Genomic DNA, 15,517 nt, shown 5'->3' with positions numbered 1-15,517 from the left:
CTTTCTCGTCAGGCTCACCGCGTCACCTCGCATAGGGCCTTGTGACTGTTGGCATACATCTCATACGAAACCAGCGGCGCAAACGCGGGCGCAGTCCGCGGCGCGGCGACGGTCGGCACGTTGTCGTAGCGGACCGGTTCGGCCGCACAGCGACTCATCAGAAGGCGCACACGCACCTTGCGATCGATGATCTCGCTCTCGATCACCCGATCAGCAACCAGCGCCCGGCAGGTGCGACTCACTGCCGATGCTTCCGCATCGACCAATCCTGCAAGGCGGCCGTATGTGTACCAAACGCCCTTATCCATGCTTTCGAGGATTTCGCGCTTCATGCTGCCTCCAAAGCTTTCCGAATCGTCGAGATAGCGACACCGCTAGAAACCATGCCTGTGGTGAAGCGGAAAACACGCCAGCCGGCCAGCGCCGCCGCGTTGTACTTCTCTGCGTCAGCCTCGAACCCGCTCCCGCGCGTATGACGACCGCCAGTCCAGATTCCACCCTCGACCTCAGCCGCGACCATCGCCTCGGGCCAAGCGAAGTCGAAACGCCACATACGCGGAGGCGCGAATCGATGTTCCCGCGTCGGCTCCGCGACCTTGTGCGCGCGGCAGTGCAACGCAAACGTTCGCTCCAACTGACTTTCCTTCTTGTGCGTCACTTGCCCTTCTCCCGTTTCATGGCGATAAACGCCCGCAATTCCTTTTCCTGCCGAGCACCAACCTCTTCGCCAAACCGTTGCTCGACCTCTTTCACGAATGCCCATGCAGGCGCGCTGTTACCTCTCAGCGCCGCCGTGACAGCAACGTCAAAACGCCGCCAGCATTCGTAGTGCGTCAAAACGTGGCCCTCCCCTTCGGGCGCTCTTCGGACGCCTCGGCGCCGTACGTGCGTCCAGACTCAAGCGGAGAAAAGCGTTGGTACTCGCCCTGAAAGCCGAGGGCGACACGGCCGAGCGGCCCGTTGCGCTGCTTGCCGATGATCACTTCGCAAAGGCCACGGTCAGGCGAATCCGGGTGATAGACCTCGTCGCGGTACAGGAACAAGATCGTGTCTGCGTCTTGCTCAATTTCCCCCGAGTCGCGCAGATCCGACATGACCGGCCGCTTGTCCGCACGTTGCTCAAGGCCACGATTCAACTGGGCAAGCGCCATAATCGGCACGTCCAACTCTTTCGCGAGTGCCTTCAGGCCGCGCGAATAACTGCCGATCTCTTGCGTGCGGTTATCGCCTTGGCCGCCGGTCATCAGGCCGAGGTAATCGACCACGATCAGCCCGAGACCGTGACGACGCTTGATGCCGCGCGCCTTGCTGCGGATATCGAGCAGCGACAGGCCAGGCTGATCATCGAAGTAGAGCGACAATTGCTCGATTCGGCTGATGCCGGCGGGCAACTGGCTCCACTCCATGTCCGTCAGCTTCTTCGGCTCGATCAGATGGCCGAAATTCACTCCGGAGTGCCGCGCCATCATCCGGGCGTGCAATTGCTCGGCCGGCATCTCCATCGACAGGAACAGCGTCGGCTTGCTCTCGGCGACGTTCGATGCAACGTTGAGCGAGAACGCCGTCTTACCCATCGACGGGCGCGCCGCAACGATGATCAGGTCGCCACCCTTCATGCCACCTGCGATCCGCTCGTCAAGCGCGTCGTAACCAATGCGCGCCGGTGCAATCTCGCCATCAAGGCGACGCTCCATGCCGACCAGAAAGTGCGACAGGCCCTCGGCGGCCAAGATCGGGGCGGCAGCAGCACGCCCCTCGGCCAGTCGCTCCACCTCTGCCTGTGCTCGGTCGACCAGTTCGCCGGCCGTGGCGCCGTTCGGGTTCTGCGCCATCTCCTGCATACGCGAGCCAGCCGCCGCAAGGCCACGCTTCTGAGCTCGATCGATAACCATCTCGGCGTAGTGCGCTACGTTCGCAGCGCTAGGCACACTTGAAGCCAGATCGTTGAGGTAGGCAATCCCGCCGATGTCGTCAGCGCCGCCCTTGGCAGAAATGCGCCCGAACACCGTGAACGCGTCTGCCGGCTGGTTGGCGCTGAGCATGGCGACGATCTCAGCGAAGATGGTCCGATGGTCCGCGCGGAAGAAGTGCTCGGCCTTCAGGCCGGCGATACGGTCAATGGCATCGTTTTCGAAGAGCAGCGCGCCAATGACGGCTTGCTCGGCTTCGACCGCGACGATTGGGCGGTTGTGTTCCTGGTTGCTCATCGCTTGTCTGCCTTGTTGTGCTGACCGCCGATGACGTTGCTAAAGCCCTTCGGGCTGATCAGCCAGTCAAAGCCAGCGCTCGGCGGGAAATCCACATTCGCCGCAACCCACGGGAAGTACTGGCGCCACATCTCTGAGTTGCCGCGCTTCTCCGCGCCGAATGCGATCAGTGCGCGGATAGCGCCGGCGCGCTGCTCGACAAAGATCCCTTCATCCACCTTGCCGATCAGCTCCCCGAGAACTTCGTTGTAGCCTCGAATCACGGCCAGTTCGGCATCGGTGTATGCGCTCTGGATCTCGTCCATCCAGCCACCAGCGTTCAACCAGGTAGCCGGGTGTGGGATGAATTGCGGATCGCTCCACTGCCCCAAGGTCTTGGCCCGCTCCAAACCTGCCATCAGTTCGTTGAAGAGCTGCTCGTCGGGGTTGAGCTTTGCGAACGCCTTCTCAGCTGTCTTCTTGGATTTCCTTTTCGGATACCCGGCCCAAAAAATCTCAAAGCGTTCGCGAAGCGAGCGCGAAAGGGTTTCTTTTGAAGTTGTCTTTTGGTCTTGTCTTTTGGAGGTGTCTTTTGTGGTTCCGGATTCCGGAACATCGGAGTTCCGGTTTTCGGAACCAAGAGTTCCTAGTTCCGGAACCATGTCGTTCCGGTTTTCGGAACTCAAAACAGAAAGATCAACCCGAAGGGATGCGTCCCACTTGCTATATGCCTTGTTGATCGTGAATTCACGGGCATACCTCCCTACTCCAACCAGCAAGACGTTCTTCTTCACCAGTTCGGCCACAGCGACCGACGTCTGCGTCTTGCTGATACCGGCACGCAATTGGATCTGAGAGAGTGCTAGCTGGTCAGACGTCTTGTTGAAGCCGTACGTCTTCCGGATCAGCACCATCAGCACTTTGTATTCGTTGCGGCCGAATGGAGCCATCGTGATCGCTTCCAAGAGCTCGTTTGCCACACGCGTGTAGCCATGCTCCAACTGGGGCACGCGAACCTCCGGAAACGGGATGACTTGGGCGGGCTGAGCCATGTCAGACCTTGACGCGGTAGAGCGTCACACCGCGACGAACCGGCGCCGTCTTGATGTGCCCCGCCGCTTCCAGCGCCTTGATGGACTCACGCACAGCCGATTCCGACATGCCGCAGTCACGCGCCAGACGGCTTACCTTCGGCGACGACTCGCCGGTCGACATAACGGCGTGGTGGCTCAGTGCCAGCAACACGATCTTTTCGGTGTGGCGAAGCTCAACGCCCCACGCTTGATTGACTCGATGTGAGCTCATGGCGTCTCCTCAGTGGTCGCACGGCATTTCGCCGTTGGGCTGGCGCACCGCGCCGCAGCCGATGCAAACGGACGGCTTGTCATTCGTTACGATCACCGTCACCGCGCGCGAGGCTGCTTTAACGAATACGGCCTTCGCCGCTGCCAGCGCATCGTGATCGACAGACACGGACAACTTCATCTTGATCTCTCTCACTTTCCTAAACCCTCCATGCCTACCGGTACCTCGCCAGTGACACGCATTGCGGACTCCACCGCGCCAACGAGCGACTTCTTTACCGAAATGTCGTTGATCAAGCTGATGTGAAGTCGCGGCAACTCGCCCGGATCGATGCCGTCCAGCAAATCGGCTGCCGAGGACTCGGTGCGGTGATTCGCGTGAACGATCGACTGAACGATTTGTTGCGGGCTGAGTGAGTCGTGGTCCAATCCCGCCCGAACCCGAACCGACACATCTACGGTCCCAAGCCACTCGTTCAAGTAGGAAAGGCGAATATCGACGGGCATCGCGGCGAGGATCGAGCGCTCGACATTCGCCGGCATCAGGTTCGTGTCTTTCGTGCGATCGTCGAGCCAGCGGAAAATGCGGTCGGCCGCGTTCTTGGCAGCCGTAAAGGCGTCGCCCGTCATGTCGAATTCGAGGCGCGGCAGCTTGTCGCCCCCCCAAGCCTTGTGGGCCTCGACAATCTGCAACGCGACCGTCTCACGGCTTCCTGCACGCTGGCGCCAAAGATCCACGTGATCCGAGAGGATCGCCAGCTTTGTCTTGTGCGATTCGTTTCGCATGTGTTTCTCTCCTCGTGCGTCTACAGTTCAACGCATGCATTCACTACTCAAATCTGGCGAGTCCCCCGACGGTGCTAAGCTGTTCGCTCTTCACTTCGTACAACTCAACATCCATCGGGGTACTCATGAAAGACCTACAGGAAGCAACCGAGAAGATCTGCGAACTCAAAGGAGAACTCTTTGCTGTTCAGGCGCTTCTGGATGCAATGCTTCGCGTGTTCCCGCCAGAAGCGATTTCGCTTATAGCTTCGGAATTCGAGCAGGCATCGGAGATTGCTCGAGTCACGCTGATCAACCACGCTCGCGTCGGAGAATCAGTGGTCTCTTCCTTCGATCTGCACGCGACGAACATGGCGTCCAACCTCCAACAGATTCAAGCCCGCGGCTGAAGAACTCGACTCGGGCGCGACGGTTCGGCGCCCGATCAGCCACGTACCTCGGCGTCGAAAGGCCGTCGGACATGCCCGCCTCGTCAAGCGCCGGCCGGATCAACCACAGCACAAGCCGTGCGTACAGTCGCTTCATTTCTGCTCCATTCGATCTTTGAGGAAGAGGCGCATGTTCACGCTGATGGAATCTTTGAGATGCTCCAGCGAAGCCTGCTCGATGAGCCGCCTCTTGATCCAGCGCCTTGGGTTTGCGGTCTTGAGTCGCAATTGGCCGTTGGTGCGCTCAAACCGACTCTTTCGCTTCGCCTCACGTACGTCACGCGGCAGTTGCATCTCGACCTCGCGCTTCTTCTGTTCCCACAACTCGTTGAGATCAGTCATTGGGTCTTCACCAGACTTCGATGGAATTCATCTTTGAGAGCAGTTCCGACCATGCGCCAGAACTCGTCCTTGGACTGCTCCAGTTCGTCGATCAACGACCATTCCTTGCTGTCTTCGAACATCGTTTCGCTGAACGTGATCGCCAGCGCCTTTGCCAGCATCGAAGCGCGAATCGTCGAAATTCCGTCGATCCGCGTAAGCCTCATACCTACCGGTGGAGTCGCAGCGGGCGTATGTACGCCAAGCGCCGCCCAAATGCGGTCGAACTCGCGAGATACGCTCGACCAAGCGTCACGAAGTGTGCCGCTCATGTTGATCGGCTCTTTCATTGGCCACCTCTTGAGCGAATTTCAGAAGCGCCGCCGGAAAGTTCAGGCCAGATTAGGTGCCAGTCGGCGGGCCGCAAATCTCTGCGCCCCACTTCGCCGTCGGTGACACGCTCGATCGCTACGCACTTGTCGATTGCGATGGGGCGACGGCCCGTAAGCCATTGGTAGATCAACCCCTGGCTCACGCCTAACCGAACGGCGAACGAAGCCTGAGTGATCTTTTTCGACGCGAGATAGTTTGAGAGATCCATAAGCAAATACTAGCTACGCTATTACAACAAGTCAATAGCATGGCTAGTTGAACCATCTAATAGCGTTGCTACACTTCCAAAATGGCTGAATCACGCAAACCGAAAGAGAAGGAAGTCCCCTCCTGGCTTGGAGAGGAGGCGGCCGCATTGTCAAAACTGTTTGCCGAGAAAAGTGAGCTTTCTCAGGCAGAGTTCGGCGCGCGCTATGAGATCGGGTCTCAGGGGATGGTCTGGCAATACCTAAACGGTCACCGACCACTGAACATCAGTGCGGCGACCGCATTCGCAACCGGCCTAGATGTGACGATTCCCGCATTCAGTCCCCGACTTGCGGCAGAGATCGAGCGGGCCTATGCGAAGGTTCGCGGTGGTACGGATCACGGCCTCAGTCAGGAGGCAGTGAAGGTCATCGACGCGATTCGAAAAGCAGATCACGCCGGCGAGCCCGCATCGACGTTCAAAATGATTCTTCGGATGCTCCCAGAGGAAGGCGAACCTGTCGCACGACTGAACCCGTAACATCCTCGCGCTCGTCCTCTTGCACACCTTCGATCGGTTCCAAAGCCCAGTCGTCAGCGATCATGGCGCGCGCCACAACCAAGTGGCACCGATCCTCGCTCACCCCGAATGCCGGGCCGTCGAGCAAATACACGAGCCATTCCGTCGACGAGTATGCGCGACGGATGAACACCAGCCGACCTTCGAGTAGCTCGTTCCACGCCTTCTTTATCCGCGCTAAATCCCCTGGCTTGCAGCGGAGTTGGGACGCACCACTATTCGTCACAGCTAGGCCCTCTTCGAGTTTTCGTTAAGACTACTGTATATTTGAACAGTAGTTTATCCTCAAGCATCCCAACATATCAACCTGCTTGGAACGCGGCGTCCAAACCGGCTCTGTTACAAATTTCCGAAAAATAAAATAGCTCCGCTATTGCATCATTTAACTAGCGTCGCTATTATTAATTCAACGCAGCACACATCGCTGCCCGCCCGACCTCTCGGGTGCTCTCTAAAAATTCGACGGATAAAAGGTGTCACGCGGCCATAGCGCCGCCATGCGCACACATCTCCCACACGCGTGGATGAGTAGGTTGGAAACGCGGAAATGGTTGGCCAACTGGTTTGGCTGGCTTCCGCAATAAATCGCGGCGCCCACTCATCGTGTCGATGGCGAGGTAATCGACAAAAAACGCAGGAGACCCCGGAGCAAAACATCGGTGTAGCCGGGGCACTGCGTGCGATGTATCTGAGGCGGTTTTCTTCCGAGAGCCGCGCCATATACACGAGGAGAAATCGATGTACCCGATTGAGAACAGCCACCTGTTGGTGGAAACGATCAAAGCTGCTTTGGCGGCGAAGGCGGGATCGGTCGGCCTCGACATTGAGGCAACGGTGAAAAGCGCGGTCAAGTCGGTGGTCGACACAGACCGCGCGTACCGCGACTACATCAGGGAGATTTCCGGTAAAGCTCCACAAGACCAGTGAATAGCGTATCAAGATACGCCAGATCGTTCTTGGCTCGGCCTTCATGTGTCTGGCCCATGCCAACGCCGGAGCCAGACAAATGGATCGATTGAGATTCGATCAATTTGTGAAGCGTAGCGATCGCATGTTCTCGGATCTGTATTTCGTTCAATGCCATTTGAATATCCGTCCCGTGTGGTTGAGGAACCACGAAGTTAGCACGGGACGGCGTTGAACCGGAACGCCGCGGTCACCTGGCGTGACGGCCGCCAGAGTGCGGCACCCACCAACTCAGGAGATTTCAATGAACGGTTTGGCTTTCAAGCTGGGCGACGCTGTTGCCCTGACTATGAGCAAGGAAGCAGGCGTCGTGATCGGTCGTGCCGAGTATGAAGCCGCCGCTGATCAATTCTACGTGCGCTACGTCGCGGCCGACGGGCGTCAGGTGCGCGACTGGTTCGGGGCTGAAGATCTGTCGAAGCGGTAAGCGGCGCCGCCCGCTACGGCGGGCACCTTCAAGCGAGCAGCTCGACCGTCGGCTCGGCGACGTTAAATATCCTGTATCCCCTAAACCGCGATGGATCGCGCCGTCGGGCCGCTCTCTTGAGGGTGATTAAATCGGCGTGATGTTCGCCAGAGTCAAGTGCCTTTAGCGGACGTAACCGCCCAGCACGATGAGAGCCGCAATCGTACCAATACACGCAGCACCGGCGATCACCGTGCTCCGCAGTTCGAAGTCATCGCGATCAGTCGACGTGTTGCCGCCCCTCGGCCCCATGAAGTAGCCGGTCGCCCCGACTGCAACGCTTATTGGGACCAAAGTCCCGATGATCGTTCGAATCGTCACAATCATGATCAGCCCCCGGGTGCTGCAATGGAGTTGATTCTCCATCCAGCCAGTATTGCGAGCGGGGGAAATTCGCTGACAAAGACTTTCAAACAGCCGGTTGAAATCTAATCGGCACCTTCAAGTGAGCAGACCCGCGTCGGCGCGGCGACGTTAAATAGCCCGTATCCCACTTCCCCGATCTGCTCAGGATCTCGGGTCTGCTCTCTTGAGGGTGAGCTTCATCTGGATCCACCTGCTGCGCGACTCCTCGCAATATCAAGAAGCCCCTGAGCGAGAACCACGTTGGCGTTGTGTTTGACGTCCGACGCACCGTTCTTCATCAGCATCAACGGAAACTGACTCGCAACGCTTTCCCATTTCTCCAGTAGCGCAACCGGGTCAGGGTGCGTAGAAAACAGCACGGCCAACGCGGCGGAAAACACCGCCGACATATCTGCGTCGTCCGCTTGTGGCAGGTCAGGCATGTCCATGAGTACCCCGCAAGTCGCGATAGATGTCCCCACCAGAATACTCCATGCCAATCATTCTGATTCTGCTGCCGCTCCTCTGGGCGCGAGCGGCGGCGTACCCGCGCCCTTCCCGCTCGATGCGGCGGCGCATTCGACAAACGCGTAACCCGGCTGTGCCAATCGAATACGGCTAGGTGCCCTCCCGTACGCACTGCGCTCATTTCATTCGAAGCAATAGAGCGAGCCTGACCGCTCACAGGCCCATGGCGGACATGGTCAAAGCCGCAGGCCCCGGTGTTCTGCCGGGGCCTTCCAACCTCTCTGGAGGATTCCCATGTTTGCAGCAGAAATTCGCCAATATCAGGTCGGCTGGAACGACGCCAAGTGTGGCCGCCCCTGCCTCTCCACTGAGCTCGCGTACCGAATGGGGTATGGCGACGCCTCCCACTGAGGGACGCCATGTTTGATCGCATCCTCATCTGGACTGTCAACGGCGCCGACAAGTGGATTCGCGCTCACCAGCCGACCGCATGGACCATCTGGGGCGTTCTCCTCGTCTCCTGCCTCTATGTGAGGTGGAAGCACGGCGTATGAGCAATGCCCCGAACAGGGTGGCAGCCTTGCGGGCTTGGGAAGCACTCCGGCCGCTTGTGAACAAGCGTCGAGGCCGAACAGCGAAACCCGCACTCGTCGGTTCAGCCAGATATCACGAAGAGATTGAGGCGCGCCAAGCACTGGCCGAGGCGCTCGACGCTCACTCGCCCGTCCTACTGGCCGCCCTCGCCTTCTACATCAAGACCGATGCACAGCGCCGCGACGACGTCGAAGAGGACGCCGCGCGCTGGCGCCACGTCGAATCTCACTACCCATACGGCGGGCACCCTTCGAAGGGATTCCGAGAACACATCCGTACCGCCGTCGACCGCGAACGAGGAATGAAATGACCGTCGTACCGTCCTTCAAACAGAAGATCAACGACAAGGAAATTCGCCGCGCGGACGCAATGAAGATCCGCTACGAGGATATCCACGTTGAACCCGGCTTCAACCTGCGCGCCTCGCTCGATCTTCTGGAAGGCGACGCGCTCGAAGCAGCAAAAGAGGATGACGAAAGCCTCTTCCGCCACATCATTGCCGGTGGCCAGTATCCGGCGCTGGAGGTTCGGCCGCGCGCCGAGGGTGGCGTGTGGCTCGTTGACGGGCACCGGCGCCATGCCGCGATCGGGCGTGCAGACGCTGCGGGCGCACCGCTTCGAGACAAGGTCGGAGAGTTGATGGTGCGGATCGACGCGTTCGACGGCAATGACGCCGACCGAACCCTTCGAATTCTGTCGAGCAACAAGAACCGCCCCCTTCACCCTCTCGAAAAGGCATTCGGTTATCAGCGCCTGAGTCGGTTCGGCTGGGACAACACCAGAATCGCCGAGAGCGACCGGGTATCGCCTCAATGGGTCGGCAAGATGCTCGTGCTCGCCAGCGCAAACTCGGATGTTCACCGCCTTGTGTTCGCCGGCAAGACTTCGGCATCGGTCGCGGCCGACGCCGTACGACAACACGGCGAGGCGGCCGGCGCATTCCTGTCCGGTGAATTGGAGAAGGCTTCGGCAGGCGGCAAGAAGAAGGTCACGGCCGGGTCGATCAAAGGGAAGTCTTACCCGCGCAAGGTCGTCAACACATACGTCGAGCGCGTTGGCTCCTTCGTCTCGACGCTGCCCGAGGCTCAACGCGTCGCGATCACGAAGAGCGAAACTGACTTTCAGGTTTCCGTGAGTGCGAAGGCGTTGCGCGAGCTGCTCACCGCGCACTCGGACATCAGCGCCGCCCCGGGAGCCTGATCATGCGTATCTGGATACCCAAGCTAGTCGCGAGCGCGATCATCGCCCGCGCTCAGCGAACGCCCTACTTTGACCTGAAAGGCTACATGCAGCGCTGGTGGGTCAAGAAGCCGCGCGGCCACGACGCCAGCGCCGCCGAAGATGGGCGCCGCGACACCAGTTGGGGCGCCCGCGTCCACCGGACCATTCGAAGCGATTCGGGCCGCGATCTTCACGATCACCCGTGGTGGAACGTCTCGATTGTCCTGCGCGGTGGCTACTGGGAAATCATGCCGACTGAGCAGAGCCAACCGGCGCGCCTAGATTGCCACCCGGAAACGTCGTTGCTGCGCGGCTATCGCCGCGTTTGGCGCGGCCCCGGCTCGATCGTCTTCCGCAAAGCCACCGACCGTCACCGGCTCGAAATCCCGGAGGGTAAGGATTCTTGGTCCTTGTTCATCATGGGACCGTGGGAACGTCACTGGGGCTTTCATACGTCTGCGCGGTGGGTTTCATGGCGCGCCTATAACGCGCTGCCGCAAAGCGACGAGCAGCGTCCCCACAGCGGAAATCTATAGTTTGGCAACAGCTTGAGTAAGTGCGGCGTACCTCTCATCGATCCATTTCACCCGATTCTGAAGGTTGTCCGTCAGCACTCGCCATCGGGCGGCTTTGACTTTCATCATTTCATCACCGTCGTAGCCTTGCTCTTTCATTTTGTCCATTGACGCCTGGAACTCGGGATCACCCCAAGGCCCCTTAACGTACTGTTCGACCGCCACTCCGAGCAGAACCACCTGATATTGCATCTCTAGAAATGCTGCCACTGCCTCTGGGGACCCAATCTCGTCAACAGGCGCTCCATTGAGCGCATTCACTAGGCCATCGATGATCGACTGATGAAATTTTGTCAGCAAATCCATTCGAGGGTCCTTTCCGTTTAGATAGCCGCTGATCTCGTCAGCGCGAGCTTTGGCCGCGCCCGCGATTGCGACGATCGATCTCCTTCGATGTTTGGCGGATTGTTCCAGTTGGTACCGCATTGCAAACCACGCCCCCAAGATCGCGGCAATCGACCCGACAGCCTGAACCCAACTGGAAAGGGACTTACCCGCGTCCCCCATTTCGGCCTCCACCTTCATGCCGAGGTAGACGGCGAGTATGAGAGTCGCTGCAACTATCAAGACAACACCCAACGCCTTCGCCAGATCCTTAAACGCGTCCATTTAATCCCCGAATTTGCTTTTCAGGAATCCTAGCATGAGCCCCTACGAACCCCGCCCCGAAGGGCTGAATACCCAGCCAGCGCCGCCGTCTGTGGTGGAGACGCTCGGGCGTCACACCGAGGCGGAATACCTCACGCACGACCTATTCATGGGTGAGGACGCCGACATCAAGTGCCGCACCGTAAAGCTGGTCACTGCTCGCAAGCCTCACGCGTGCTGGCTTGGGCAGGCCCGCGGCGCGAAGCCACACGAAATCGCTGCCGGCGAATTGCATCGATATGAGAAGGCGCTGGTCGATGGCGATTACTGGGGCAGCTATCGGTGTTGCCTTAACTGCATGGATGCCGAAATCGACGACGTCGAAGGCACTTCCGACGGTGACGACGAATGACCGCCCGTACACCAATTCAACGCGTTATCGCTTCCGGACAAGTGGAGGTGAACACGCCATCCGAGTTCGCCGGCTGGTGGCAAGACGGCTACTGGATTCACGCCGCCCAAGACGCTGATTACACCAACGACTGGTACATCACCGTCAGGCATCCCGACGGTGGGTATCTCTACGACGGCTGGTGGACCGATAGCGGACACAGAACCGTCGACGAAGCAGTCGCGGAAGCATTTCGTGGCGCTGAACTGCTGGACGACGACGCCAAACAGGAGAACCAGAATGCCTGACAACAAGACCGTGACGTTTGATGCGGAGATGCGCAAGGGTTTCGACGAAGCTCGCGCCAAAGCTCTCAACGTGGATTGGTTCACTTGGCAAATCGCCTACCACGATGCAATGCTCGCCGCCGCCCCCACGCCAGCCGCACAGAGCGCAGACCATTCCGGTGAAGCCACCGAAAAGGTAGCCGCAAATAGCGCAGGGCAAGAGCCGGTGGCGTTCAAGGTAACGGCAGAAATGGCGGACGCATGGGCAGCACGGCACCACTTGCAGGATGCGCTCAAAAACACGTTCAGCCGACGCGATGCCATCGAAGACGCACGCACGATCGAACTTGCTGACCACGGCGCCGTCGGTGATGCCGCGCCCGTGAATGGCGGCGAGCGCGAGTACGTCGACAGCACGCCGCACCTACATGTCGGCAATTCGGCGTTCGAAAGCTGGTTTCAAGCCCAACCGTTCGCCACTCAAATCGGCATCAAGCAGATTGCCCGCGATTCCTACGCAGCAGGCATGGGCGATCCGCTCGTGATGGCACGCGCAGATGCGCAGCAGGTGGCCGGGGATGAGCGGGAGGCATTTGAGACGGCGTATCACGCTGTGTTCCCGGCCCGTCCCCTCTTGATTCCTAGCGTGCTATCTCGCGATGGCGACGACTACCAGCATCCCAACGTTGACGGCTGTTGGAAACTGTGGCGCAAAGCCAGTGCTGCGCGGTCGCGTATGCCTGATGCATTGATCGGCTGGAAATTTATCCCTCGGCCCGATGATGTGTTTTTGGTTCAGGCGCCGGACGGTGATGAATGGGCGACGTTCAAGGGCGCTCCGGGTTATGAGCTTGTCGAGCTACTTGCCCGCGCCGCGCTGTCGGCGGATGGCGGGGAGGAAGAGCGCGACCTCTACTACGTGCAGGACACGCGCTCGTTCATTGGCAACTGCCCGATGTGGTGGGGGGAAGACTTCCGTGGCTACGTTACGCGGATGGATGAAGCTGGCAAATACACGCGCGAGGAAGCCGAACGCATCTGTAAGCGTGAGACCGACAAGATGTGGCCGTGCCACATGATCGACCCGCTGCGCCGTCCGACCATCGATTTCCAGCACCTGCCGACCGAGGACGAGCGTGTTGCCGCCATTGCCGCCAATCAGGCGAAGGGGGATGCGTGACTGATCGTGAATTGGTTGAACAAGCTGGCGTAGCGGCCGGCTACTTCCCAGCTAGAGTGACCGACGACGGCGTCGTAATGCTCCGCGGCGTACCGGTTAACTGGCGCCCACTGGATGATGATGGTGACGCACTTCGTCTGGCCATCGCTATTGGGATTCTCATTGATTCCGCAGGCACGCAATACGACCTACGCGACAAAGTTGGATCCTCATATGAGCATGTCACTGCGATCGTCAACGGCAAGTGCTTTTCAGAGCCCATTCCCTCCGGGGGAAGACTTGTAGCCGTCCGTCGTGCAATCGTGCGTGCGGCCGCCTCTCAGGCAGCGGATGAGCGGAAATCGTGATGTCAGCTATGCCGGTCAACCCAATGCTTTCCTCGCCGCAATGCGCTTTCGACTGCAAGCCCCTCGGAAGGATAGTACATATCGGCGGGATACCACTTCGCCACAACCACCGATCCGCCAGAACCCTTGCCGATTCCAAACTTGTTGCCGTACCACCCATCATCGACTCTCTGCTCTGGAAGCGGGTGAATAAAGTAACGGCCTGCGGGAACAGCATCGTGCAAGGACATGGCGGCCTCCTCTTGTTTCGAGGAATCCTAGCATGACCGTCGCCGACCTTATCGAAGAGCTCAGCAAGCACCCTCGGCATCACATCGTCGTAATCCAGACAGACGGCGAAGACTACGAGGGCAACCCGTTTTTCTCTCTCACCCCTGTGGCCGAAGTTGGCTCAGAAAGCGGCTACTGCCAGGCAGGCCCCGTTGTAACGCTATCCGGCGATCACTACTGAAGGACGAACGATCATGAGTGGATTCTGTGTGTATGGCCGCTCGCGCCAAGTGGCGATCGAGCGCGCAAAGAACAAAGTGCCAACGCATGAAGGACGACGCCTGCTCTCGGAGGTCGAGTGGATGGAAAAGGCTCGGGCGATTGCCGACGAGAAGTATCTGTCGATGAAGCCCGTGAAAGTGACGCAGGAATTCGACGCGCCTCAGTTTGCGGAAGAATTCATTGCGCTGGTTGAGCGCTGCAATACGCCCGATCTGGCTGGTCTGAGGATCATGTGCCAGGGTGCGAAGACGAAGGCAGACGGGAGCCCGATGCTCAACAAGGCCGGGCAACCGAGGACCGGATGGGTGCCCTATTCAGCATGACCACCAAGCCGGCGTCGACAAAAAGAAGCCCGCCAGTACGTGGGGGCTTGAATCCGTATCGCCGGGGGCAAAGAAGGCTAGCGGTCAAGTCAGGCTACGCGACATTCGGATGCCCATATCTAAGGAAATCCCGCGCACCTCGACTTCAAGCGGCTGGCTCAGCAACCGACCATTCGCTGATCGATCGCGAACTGAATCTCATCGATCAACGCCGCTTGAATCACATCTAGCTCATCGGCCTTCGGCAGTTTGAGTTTTCTCGGGCCGAATGGCTCGATGAGTTCCACGCCATCAAACGGCGTGACTTCGATGGTGATATCCCACAGCGATGCGCGCTCACCGATTTCGATGTCGACGGCACATCCGCGATACACGAAGTTGATGGACGGCATGATTTGAGCGGCTTCCGGAAGTGGCCGAGAAGTCACGATAGTACGAACGAAATTCTGCGTGTCACCGCGAAAGCACGGGGCTCGGGCACGAATGTCAACAGCTCACCAAACACAATCGCTATCCAACGCGTAACAAGCCGCCTACTCGCTAACGCCAAGTATCACGTCGATTGCTGCCTGACCGGCAATCTCAGCTACCAGATAGGCCCATCGACGCGAAAACGGTCCATTGTGAACCTTTATGGGTGTGCCAAGGGCTGCGACACCCTCGGGCATTATCGGACCTTCGACGCAAAGCCACGCTTCGAACATGTCCTCTGCACTCGGCTCCAACTTGATGCTTATTTCGAAGCCACGATACGCAATCGTTCTTTCCATCATCCCCTCCGAATACGCGATGACACCACGTGCGATTGGATTCGCGCAGTCGTATAGGAGCGGCAACGCTGTGTTCAGCTTACTCGCCAAGCACCACCACACGCGTGGATCCCGCGCGCCGCAACACGAGATCTACGGACATAGCATCGGGTCGTGGCAAAAAAAGACCCACAACCGGGGGTCCGACGCGGGCCGAAAAACCGAGGAGCGGGGGCATATCGCACCCACGGTCATTTAACCGTAGTTGACTTCTTACGCGCGCCCGCTAAGGAATACCCGCGACGCCGAGCGCCCGTGTACCGATTATCGACACTAACGAA

General features: G+C 59.0%; 29 protein-coding genes. 13 read left to right on the top strand and 16 right to left on the bottom strand.

Going from position 1 to position 15,517, the window contains the following annotated elements; all coding sequences use genetic code 11:
* Positions 1–14 precede the first annotated feature (14 nt).
* The 8 genes from CDV44_RS27725 to CDV44_RS04180 are packed head-to-tail and all read right to left on the bottom strand — an operon-like array spanning position 15 to position 4,276.
* Positions 15–332: a hypothetical protein gene (locus CDV44_RS27725; protein ID WP_141118670.1), complete on the bottom strand. Its 318-nt coding sequence runs from the start codon at positions 330–332 to the stop codon at positions 15–17.
* Entirely contained in the window at positions 329–658 is a 330-nt protein-coding gene (locus CDV44_RS04205; RefSeq protein WP_087686793.1) for a hypothetical protein, read from the bottom strand. The genes CDV44_RS27725 and CDV44_RS04205 overlap by 4 nt, the downstream gene beginning before the upstream one ends.
* Positions 655–837: a hypothetical protein gene (locus CDV44_RS04200; protein ID WP_087686792.1), complete on the bottom strand. Its 183-nt coding sequence runs from the start codon at positions 835–837 to the stop codon at positions 655–657. The genes CDV44_RS04205 and CDV44_RS04200 overlap by 4 nt, the downstream gene beginning before the upstream one ends.
* Positions 834–2,207 (bottom strand): replicative DNA helicase, encoded by a 1,374-nt coding sequence (gene dnaB / locus CDV44_RS04195; RefSeq protein WP_087686791.1) that lies wholly within the window; start codon positions 2,205–2,207, stop codon positions 834–836. Before dnaB ends, CDV44_RS04200 begins: the two co-directional genes overlap by 4 nt.
* Entirely contained in the window at positions 2,204–3,238 is a 1,035-nt protein-coding gene (locus CDV44_RS04190; RefSeq protein WP_087686790.1) for a replication protein, read from the bottom strand. The genes dnaB and CDV44_RS04190 overlap by 4 nt, the downstream gene beginning before the upstream one ends.
* 1 nt (position 3,239) lies before the next feature.
* Positions 3,240–3,491 carry a helix-turn-helix domain-containing protein gene (locus CDV44_RS04185; protein ID WP_087686789.1) on the bottom strand — a complete coding sequence of 84 codons (252 nt, stop codon included), beginning with the start codon at positions 3,489–3,491 and terminating at the stop codon, positions 3,240–3,242.
* A gap of 9 nt (positions 3,492–3,500) precedes the next feature.
* The gene (locus tag CDV44_RS27965) at positions 3,501–3,671 is read right to left on the bottom strand and encodes a hypothetical protein (protein WP_170935847.1); all 171 of its coding nucleotides are present in this window, start codon (positions 3,669–3,671) and stop codon (positions 3,501–3,503) included.
* Positions 3,672–3,682: 11 nt separating this feature from the next.
* Entirely contained in the window at positions 3,683–4,276 is a 594-nt protein-coding gene (locus CDV44_RS04180; protein ID WP_087686788.1) for a hypothetical protein, read from the bottom strand.
* A 125-nt stretch (positions 4,277–4,401) separates the two neighbouring features.
* Here CDV44_RS04180 and CDV44_RS04175 point away from each other — a divergent pair, with 125 nt between their 5' ends.
* Complete coding sequence (locus tag CDV44_RS04175) at positions 4,402–4,665, top strand: hypothetical protein (protein WP_141118669.1); 264 nt, start codon at positions 4,402–4,404, stop codon at positions 4,663–4,665.
* A 132-nt stretch (positions 4,666–4,797) separates the two neighbouring features.
* Here the strand turns inward: CDV44_RS04175 and CDV44_RS04170 are convergent, their stop codons facing one another.
* The 3 genes from CDV44_RS04170 to CDV44_RS04165 are packed head-to-tail and all read right to left on the bottom strand — an operon-like array spanning position 4,798 to position 5,626.
* The gene (locus tag CDV44_RS04170; RefSeq protein ID WP_087686786.1) at positions 4,798–5,046 is read right to left on the bottom strand and encodes a hypothetical protein; all 249 of its coding nucleotides are present in this window, start codon (positions 5,044–5,046) and stop codon (positions 4,798–4,800) included.
* Entirely contained in the window at positions 5,043–5,375 is a 333-nt protein-coding gene (locus tag CDV44_RS27720; RefSeq protein WP_141118668.1) for a hypothetical protein, read from the bottom strand. The genes CDV44_RS04170 and CDV44_RS27720 overlap by 4 nt, the downstream gene beginning before the upstream one ends.
* Positions 5,372–5,626, bottom strand: a complete 255-nt coding sequence (locus CDV44_RS04165; RefSeq protein ID WP_087686785.1) for a YdaS family helix-turn-helix protein — start codon at positions 5,624–5,626, stop codon at positions 5,372–5,374. The genes CDV44_RS27720 and CDV44_RS04165 overlap by 4 nt, the downstream gene beginning before the upstream one ends.
* 81 nt (positions 5,627–5,707) lie before the next feature.
* Between CDV44_RS04165 and CDV44_RS04160 the strand changes: the two genes are divergently transcribed.
* From CDV44_RS04160 to CDV44_RS04150, 3 genes are all read left to right on the top strand, one after another.
* Positions 5,708–6,145, top strand: a complete 438-nt coding sequence (locus CDV44_RS04160) for a hypothetical protein (RefSeq protein ID WP_087686784.1) — start codon at positions 5,708–5,710, stop codon at positions 6,143–6,145.
* 777 nt (positions 6,146–6,922) lie between these two features.
* Positions 6,923–7,111 (top strand): hypothetical protein, encoded by a 189-nt coding sequence (locus CDV44_RS04155; RefSeq protein WP_087686783.1) that lies wholly within the window; start codon positions 6,923–6,925, stop codon positions 7,109–7,111.
* Between the two features lie 283 nt (positions 7,112–7,394).
* Positions 7,395–7,577, top strand: a complete 183-nt coding sequence (locus CDV44_RS04150; RefSeq protein ID WP_087686782.1) for a hypothetical protein — start codon at positions 7,395–7,397, stop codon at positions 7,575–7,577.
* A gap of 162 nt (positions 7,578–7,739) precedes the next feature.
* Here the strand turns inward: CDV44_RS04150 and CDV44_RS04145 are convergent, their stop codons facing one another.
* Both CDV44_RS04145 and CDV44_RS04140 read right to left on the bottom strand, forming a co-directional pair.
* Positions 7,740–7,982: a hypothetical protein gene (locus CDV44_RS04145; RefSeq protein WP_087686781.1), complete on the bottom strand. Its 243-nt coding sequence runs from the start codon at positions 7,980–7,982 to the stop codon at positions 7,740–7,742.
* A gap of 176 nt (positions 7,983–8,158) precedes the next feature.
* The gene (locus tag CDV44_RS04140; protein ID WP_141118667.1) at positions 8,159–8,410 is read right to left on the bottom strand and encodes a hypothetical protein; all 252 of its coding nucleotides are present in this window, start codon (positions 8,408–8,410) and stop codon (positions 8,159–8,161) included.
* Between the two features lie 569 nt (positions 8,411–8,979).
* Here CDV44_RS04140 and CDV44_RS04135 point away from each other — a divergent pair.
* Genes CDV44_RS04135 through CDV44_RS04125 form a run of 3 tightly spaced genes read left to right on the top strand, consistent with a single transcriptional unit; the run spans position 8,980 to position 10,780 of the window.
* Entirely contained in the window at positions 8,980–9,333 is a 354-nt protein-coding gene (locus CDV44_RS04135) for a hypothetical protein (protein WP_087686779.1), read from the top strand.
* Positions 9,330–10,223: a ParB/RepB/Spo0J family partition protein gene (locus CDV44_RS04130; RefSeq protein WP_087686778.1), complete on the top strand. Its 894-nt coding sequence runs from the start codon at positions 9,330–9,332 to the stop codon at positions 10,221–10,223. The genes CDV44_RS04135 and CDV44_RS04130 overlap by 4 nt, the downstream gene beginning before the upstream one ends.
* Positions 10,224–10,225: 2 nt before the next feature.
* Positions 10,226–10,780 carry a hypothetical protein gene (locus CDV44_RS04125; RefSeq protein WP_087686777.1) on the top strand — a complete coding sequence of 185 codons (555 nt, stop codon included), beginning with the start codon at positions 10,226–10,228 and terminating at the stop codon, positions 10,778–10,780.
* Here CDV44_RS04125 and CDV44_RS04120 read toward each other — a convergent pair.
* Positions 10,775–11,428: a hypothetical protein gene (locus CDV44_RS04120; RefSeq protein WP_087686776.1), complete on the bottom strand. Its 654-nt coding sequence runs from the start codon at positions 11,426–11,428 to the stop codon at positions 10,775–10,777. The genes CDV44_RS04125 and CDV44_RS04120 overlap by 6 nt on opposite strands.
* A 34-nt stretch (positions 11,429–11,462) precedes the next feature.
* Here CDV44_RS04120 and CDV44_RS04115 point away from each other — a divergent pair, with 34 nt between their 5' ends.
* The 4 genes from CDV44_RS04115 to CDV44_RS27715 are packed head-to-tail and all read left to right on the top strand — an operon-like array spanning position 11,463 to position 13,612.
* On the top strand, positions 11,463–11,819 hold the full coding sequence (locus CDV44_RS04115) for a hypothetical protein (protein WP_087686775.1): 357 nt from the start codon (positions 11,463–11,465) through the stop codon (positions 11,817–11,819).
* A gap of 47 nt (positions 11,820–11,866) precedes the next feature.
* On the top strand, positions 11,867–12,106 hold the full coding sequence (locus tag CDV44_RS04110; RefSeq protein WP_087686774.1) for a hypothetical protein: 240 nt from the start codon (positions 11,867–11,869) through the stop codon (positions 12,104–12,106).
* Entirely contained in the window at positions 12,099–13,265 is a 1,167-nt protein-coding gene (locus CDV44_RS04105) for a hypothetical protein (RefSeq protein ID WP_087686773.1), read from the top strand. The genes CDV44_RS04110 and CDV44_RS04105 overlap by 8 nt, the downstream gene beginning before the upstream one ends.
* Positions 13,262–13,612 (top strand): hypothetical protein, encoded by a 351-nt coding sequence (locus CDV44_RS27715; RefSeq protein ID WP_141118666.1) that lies wholly within the window; start codon positions 13,262–13,264, stop codon positions 13,610–13,612. The genes CDV44_RS04105 and CDV44_RS27715 overlap by 4 nt, the downstream gene beginning before the upstream one ends.
* A 2-nt stretch (positions 13,613–13,614) precedes the next feature.
* On the opposite strand, the gene CDV44_RS27710 is transcribed toward CDV44_RS27715, so the two are convergent.
* The gene (locus CDV44_RS27710; RefSeq protein WP_141118665.1) at positions 13,615–13,842 is read right to left on the bottom strand and encodes a hypothetical protein; all 228 of its coding nucleotides are present in this window, start codon (positions 13,840–13,842) and stop codon (positions 13,615–13,617) included.
* Positions 13,843–13,874: 32 nt separating this feature from the next.
* Between CDV44_RS27710 and CDV44_RS04100 the strand changes: the two genes are divergently transcribed.
* Together CDV44_RS04100 and CDV44_RS04095 are read left to right on the top strand one after the other, a co-directional pair.
* Complete coding sequence (locus tag CDV44_RS04100; protein ID WP_087686772.1) at positions 13,875–14,063, top strand: hypothetical protein; 189 nt, start codon at positions 13,875–13,877, stop codon at positions 14,061–14,063.
* 13 nt (positions 14,064–14,076) lie between these two features.
* Entirely contained in the window at positions 14,077–14,427 is a 351-nt protein-coding gene (locus tag CDV44_RS04095) for a hypothetical protein (RefSeq protein ID WP_087686771.1), read from the top strand.
* Between the two features lie 158 nt (positions 14,428–14,585).
* Here CDV44_RS04095 and CDV44_RS04090 read toward each other — a convergent pair whose 3' ends face one another.
* On the bottom strand, positions 14,586–14,819 hold the full coding sequence (locus CDV44_RS04090) for a hypothetical protein (protein WP_087686770.1): 234 nt from the start codon (positions 14,817–14,819) through the stop codon (positions 14,586–14,588).
* Between the last annotated feature and the right edge of the window lie 698 nt (positions 14,820–15,517).

Origin of the sequence: Pandoraea sp. PE-S2R-1 (assembly GCF_002179865.1) — a bacterium.
Lineage (GTDB): Bacteria > Pseudomonadota > Gammaproteobacteria > Burkholderiales > Burkholderiaceae > Pandoraea.
Note: the sequence above shows the minus strand (reverse complement) of the source record. Positions and strands in the feature narration are given on the sequence as shown.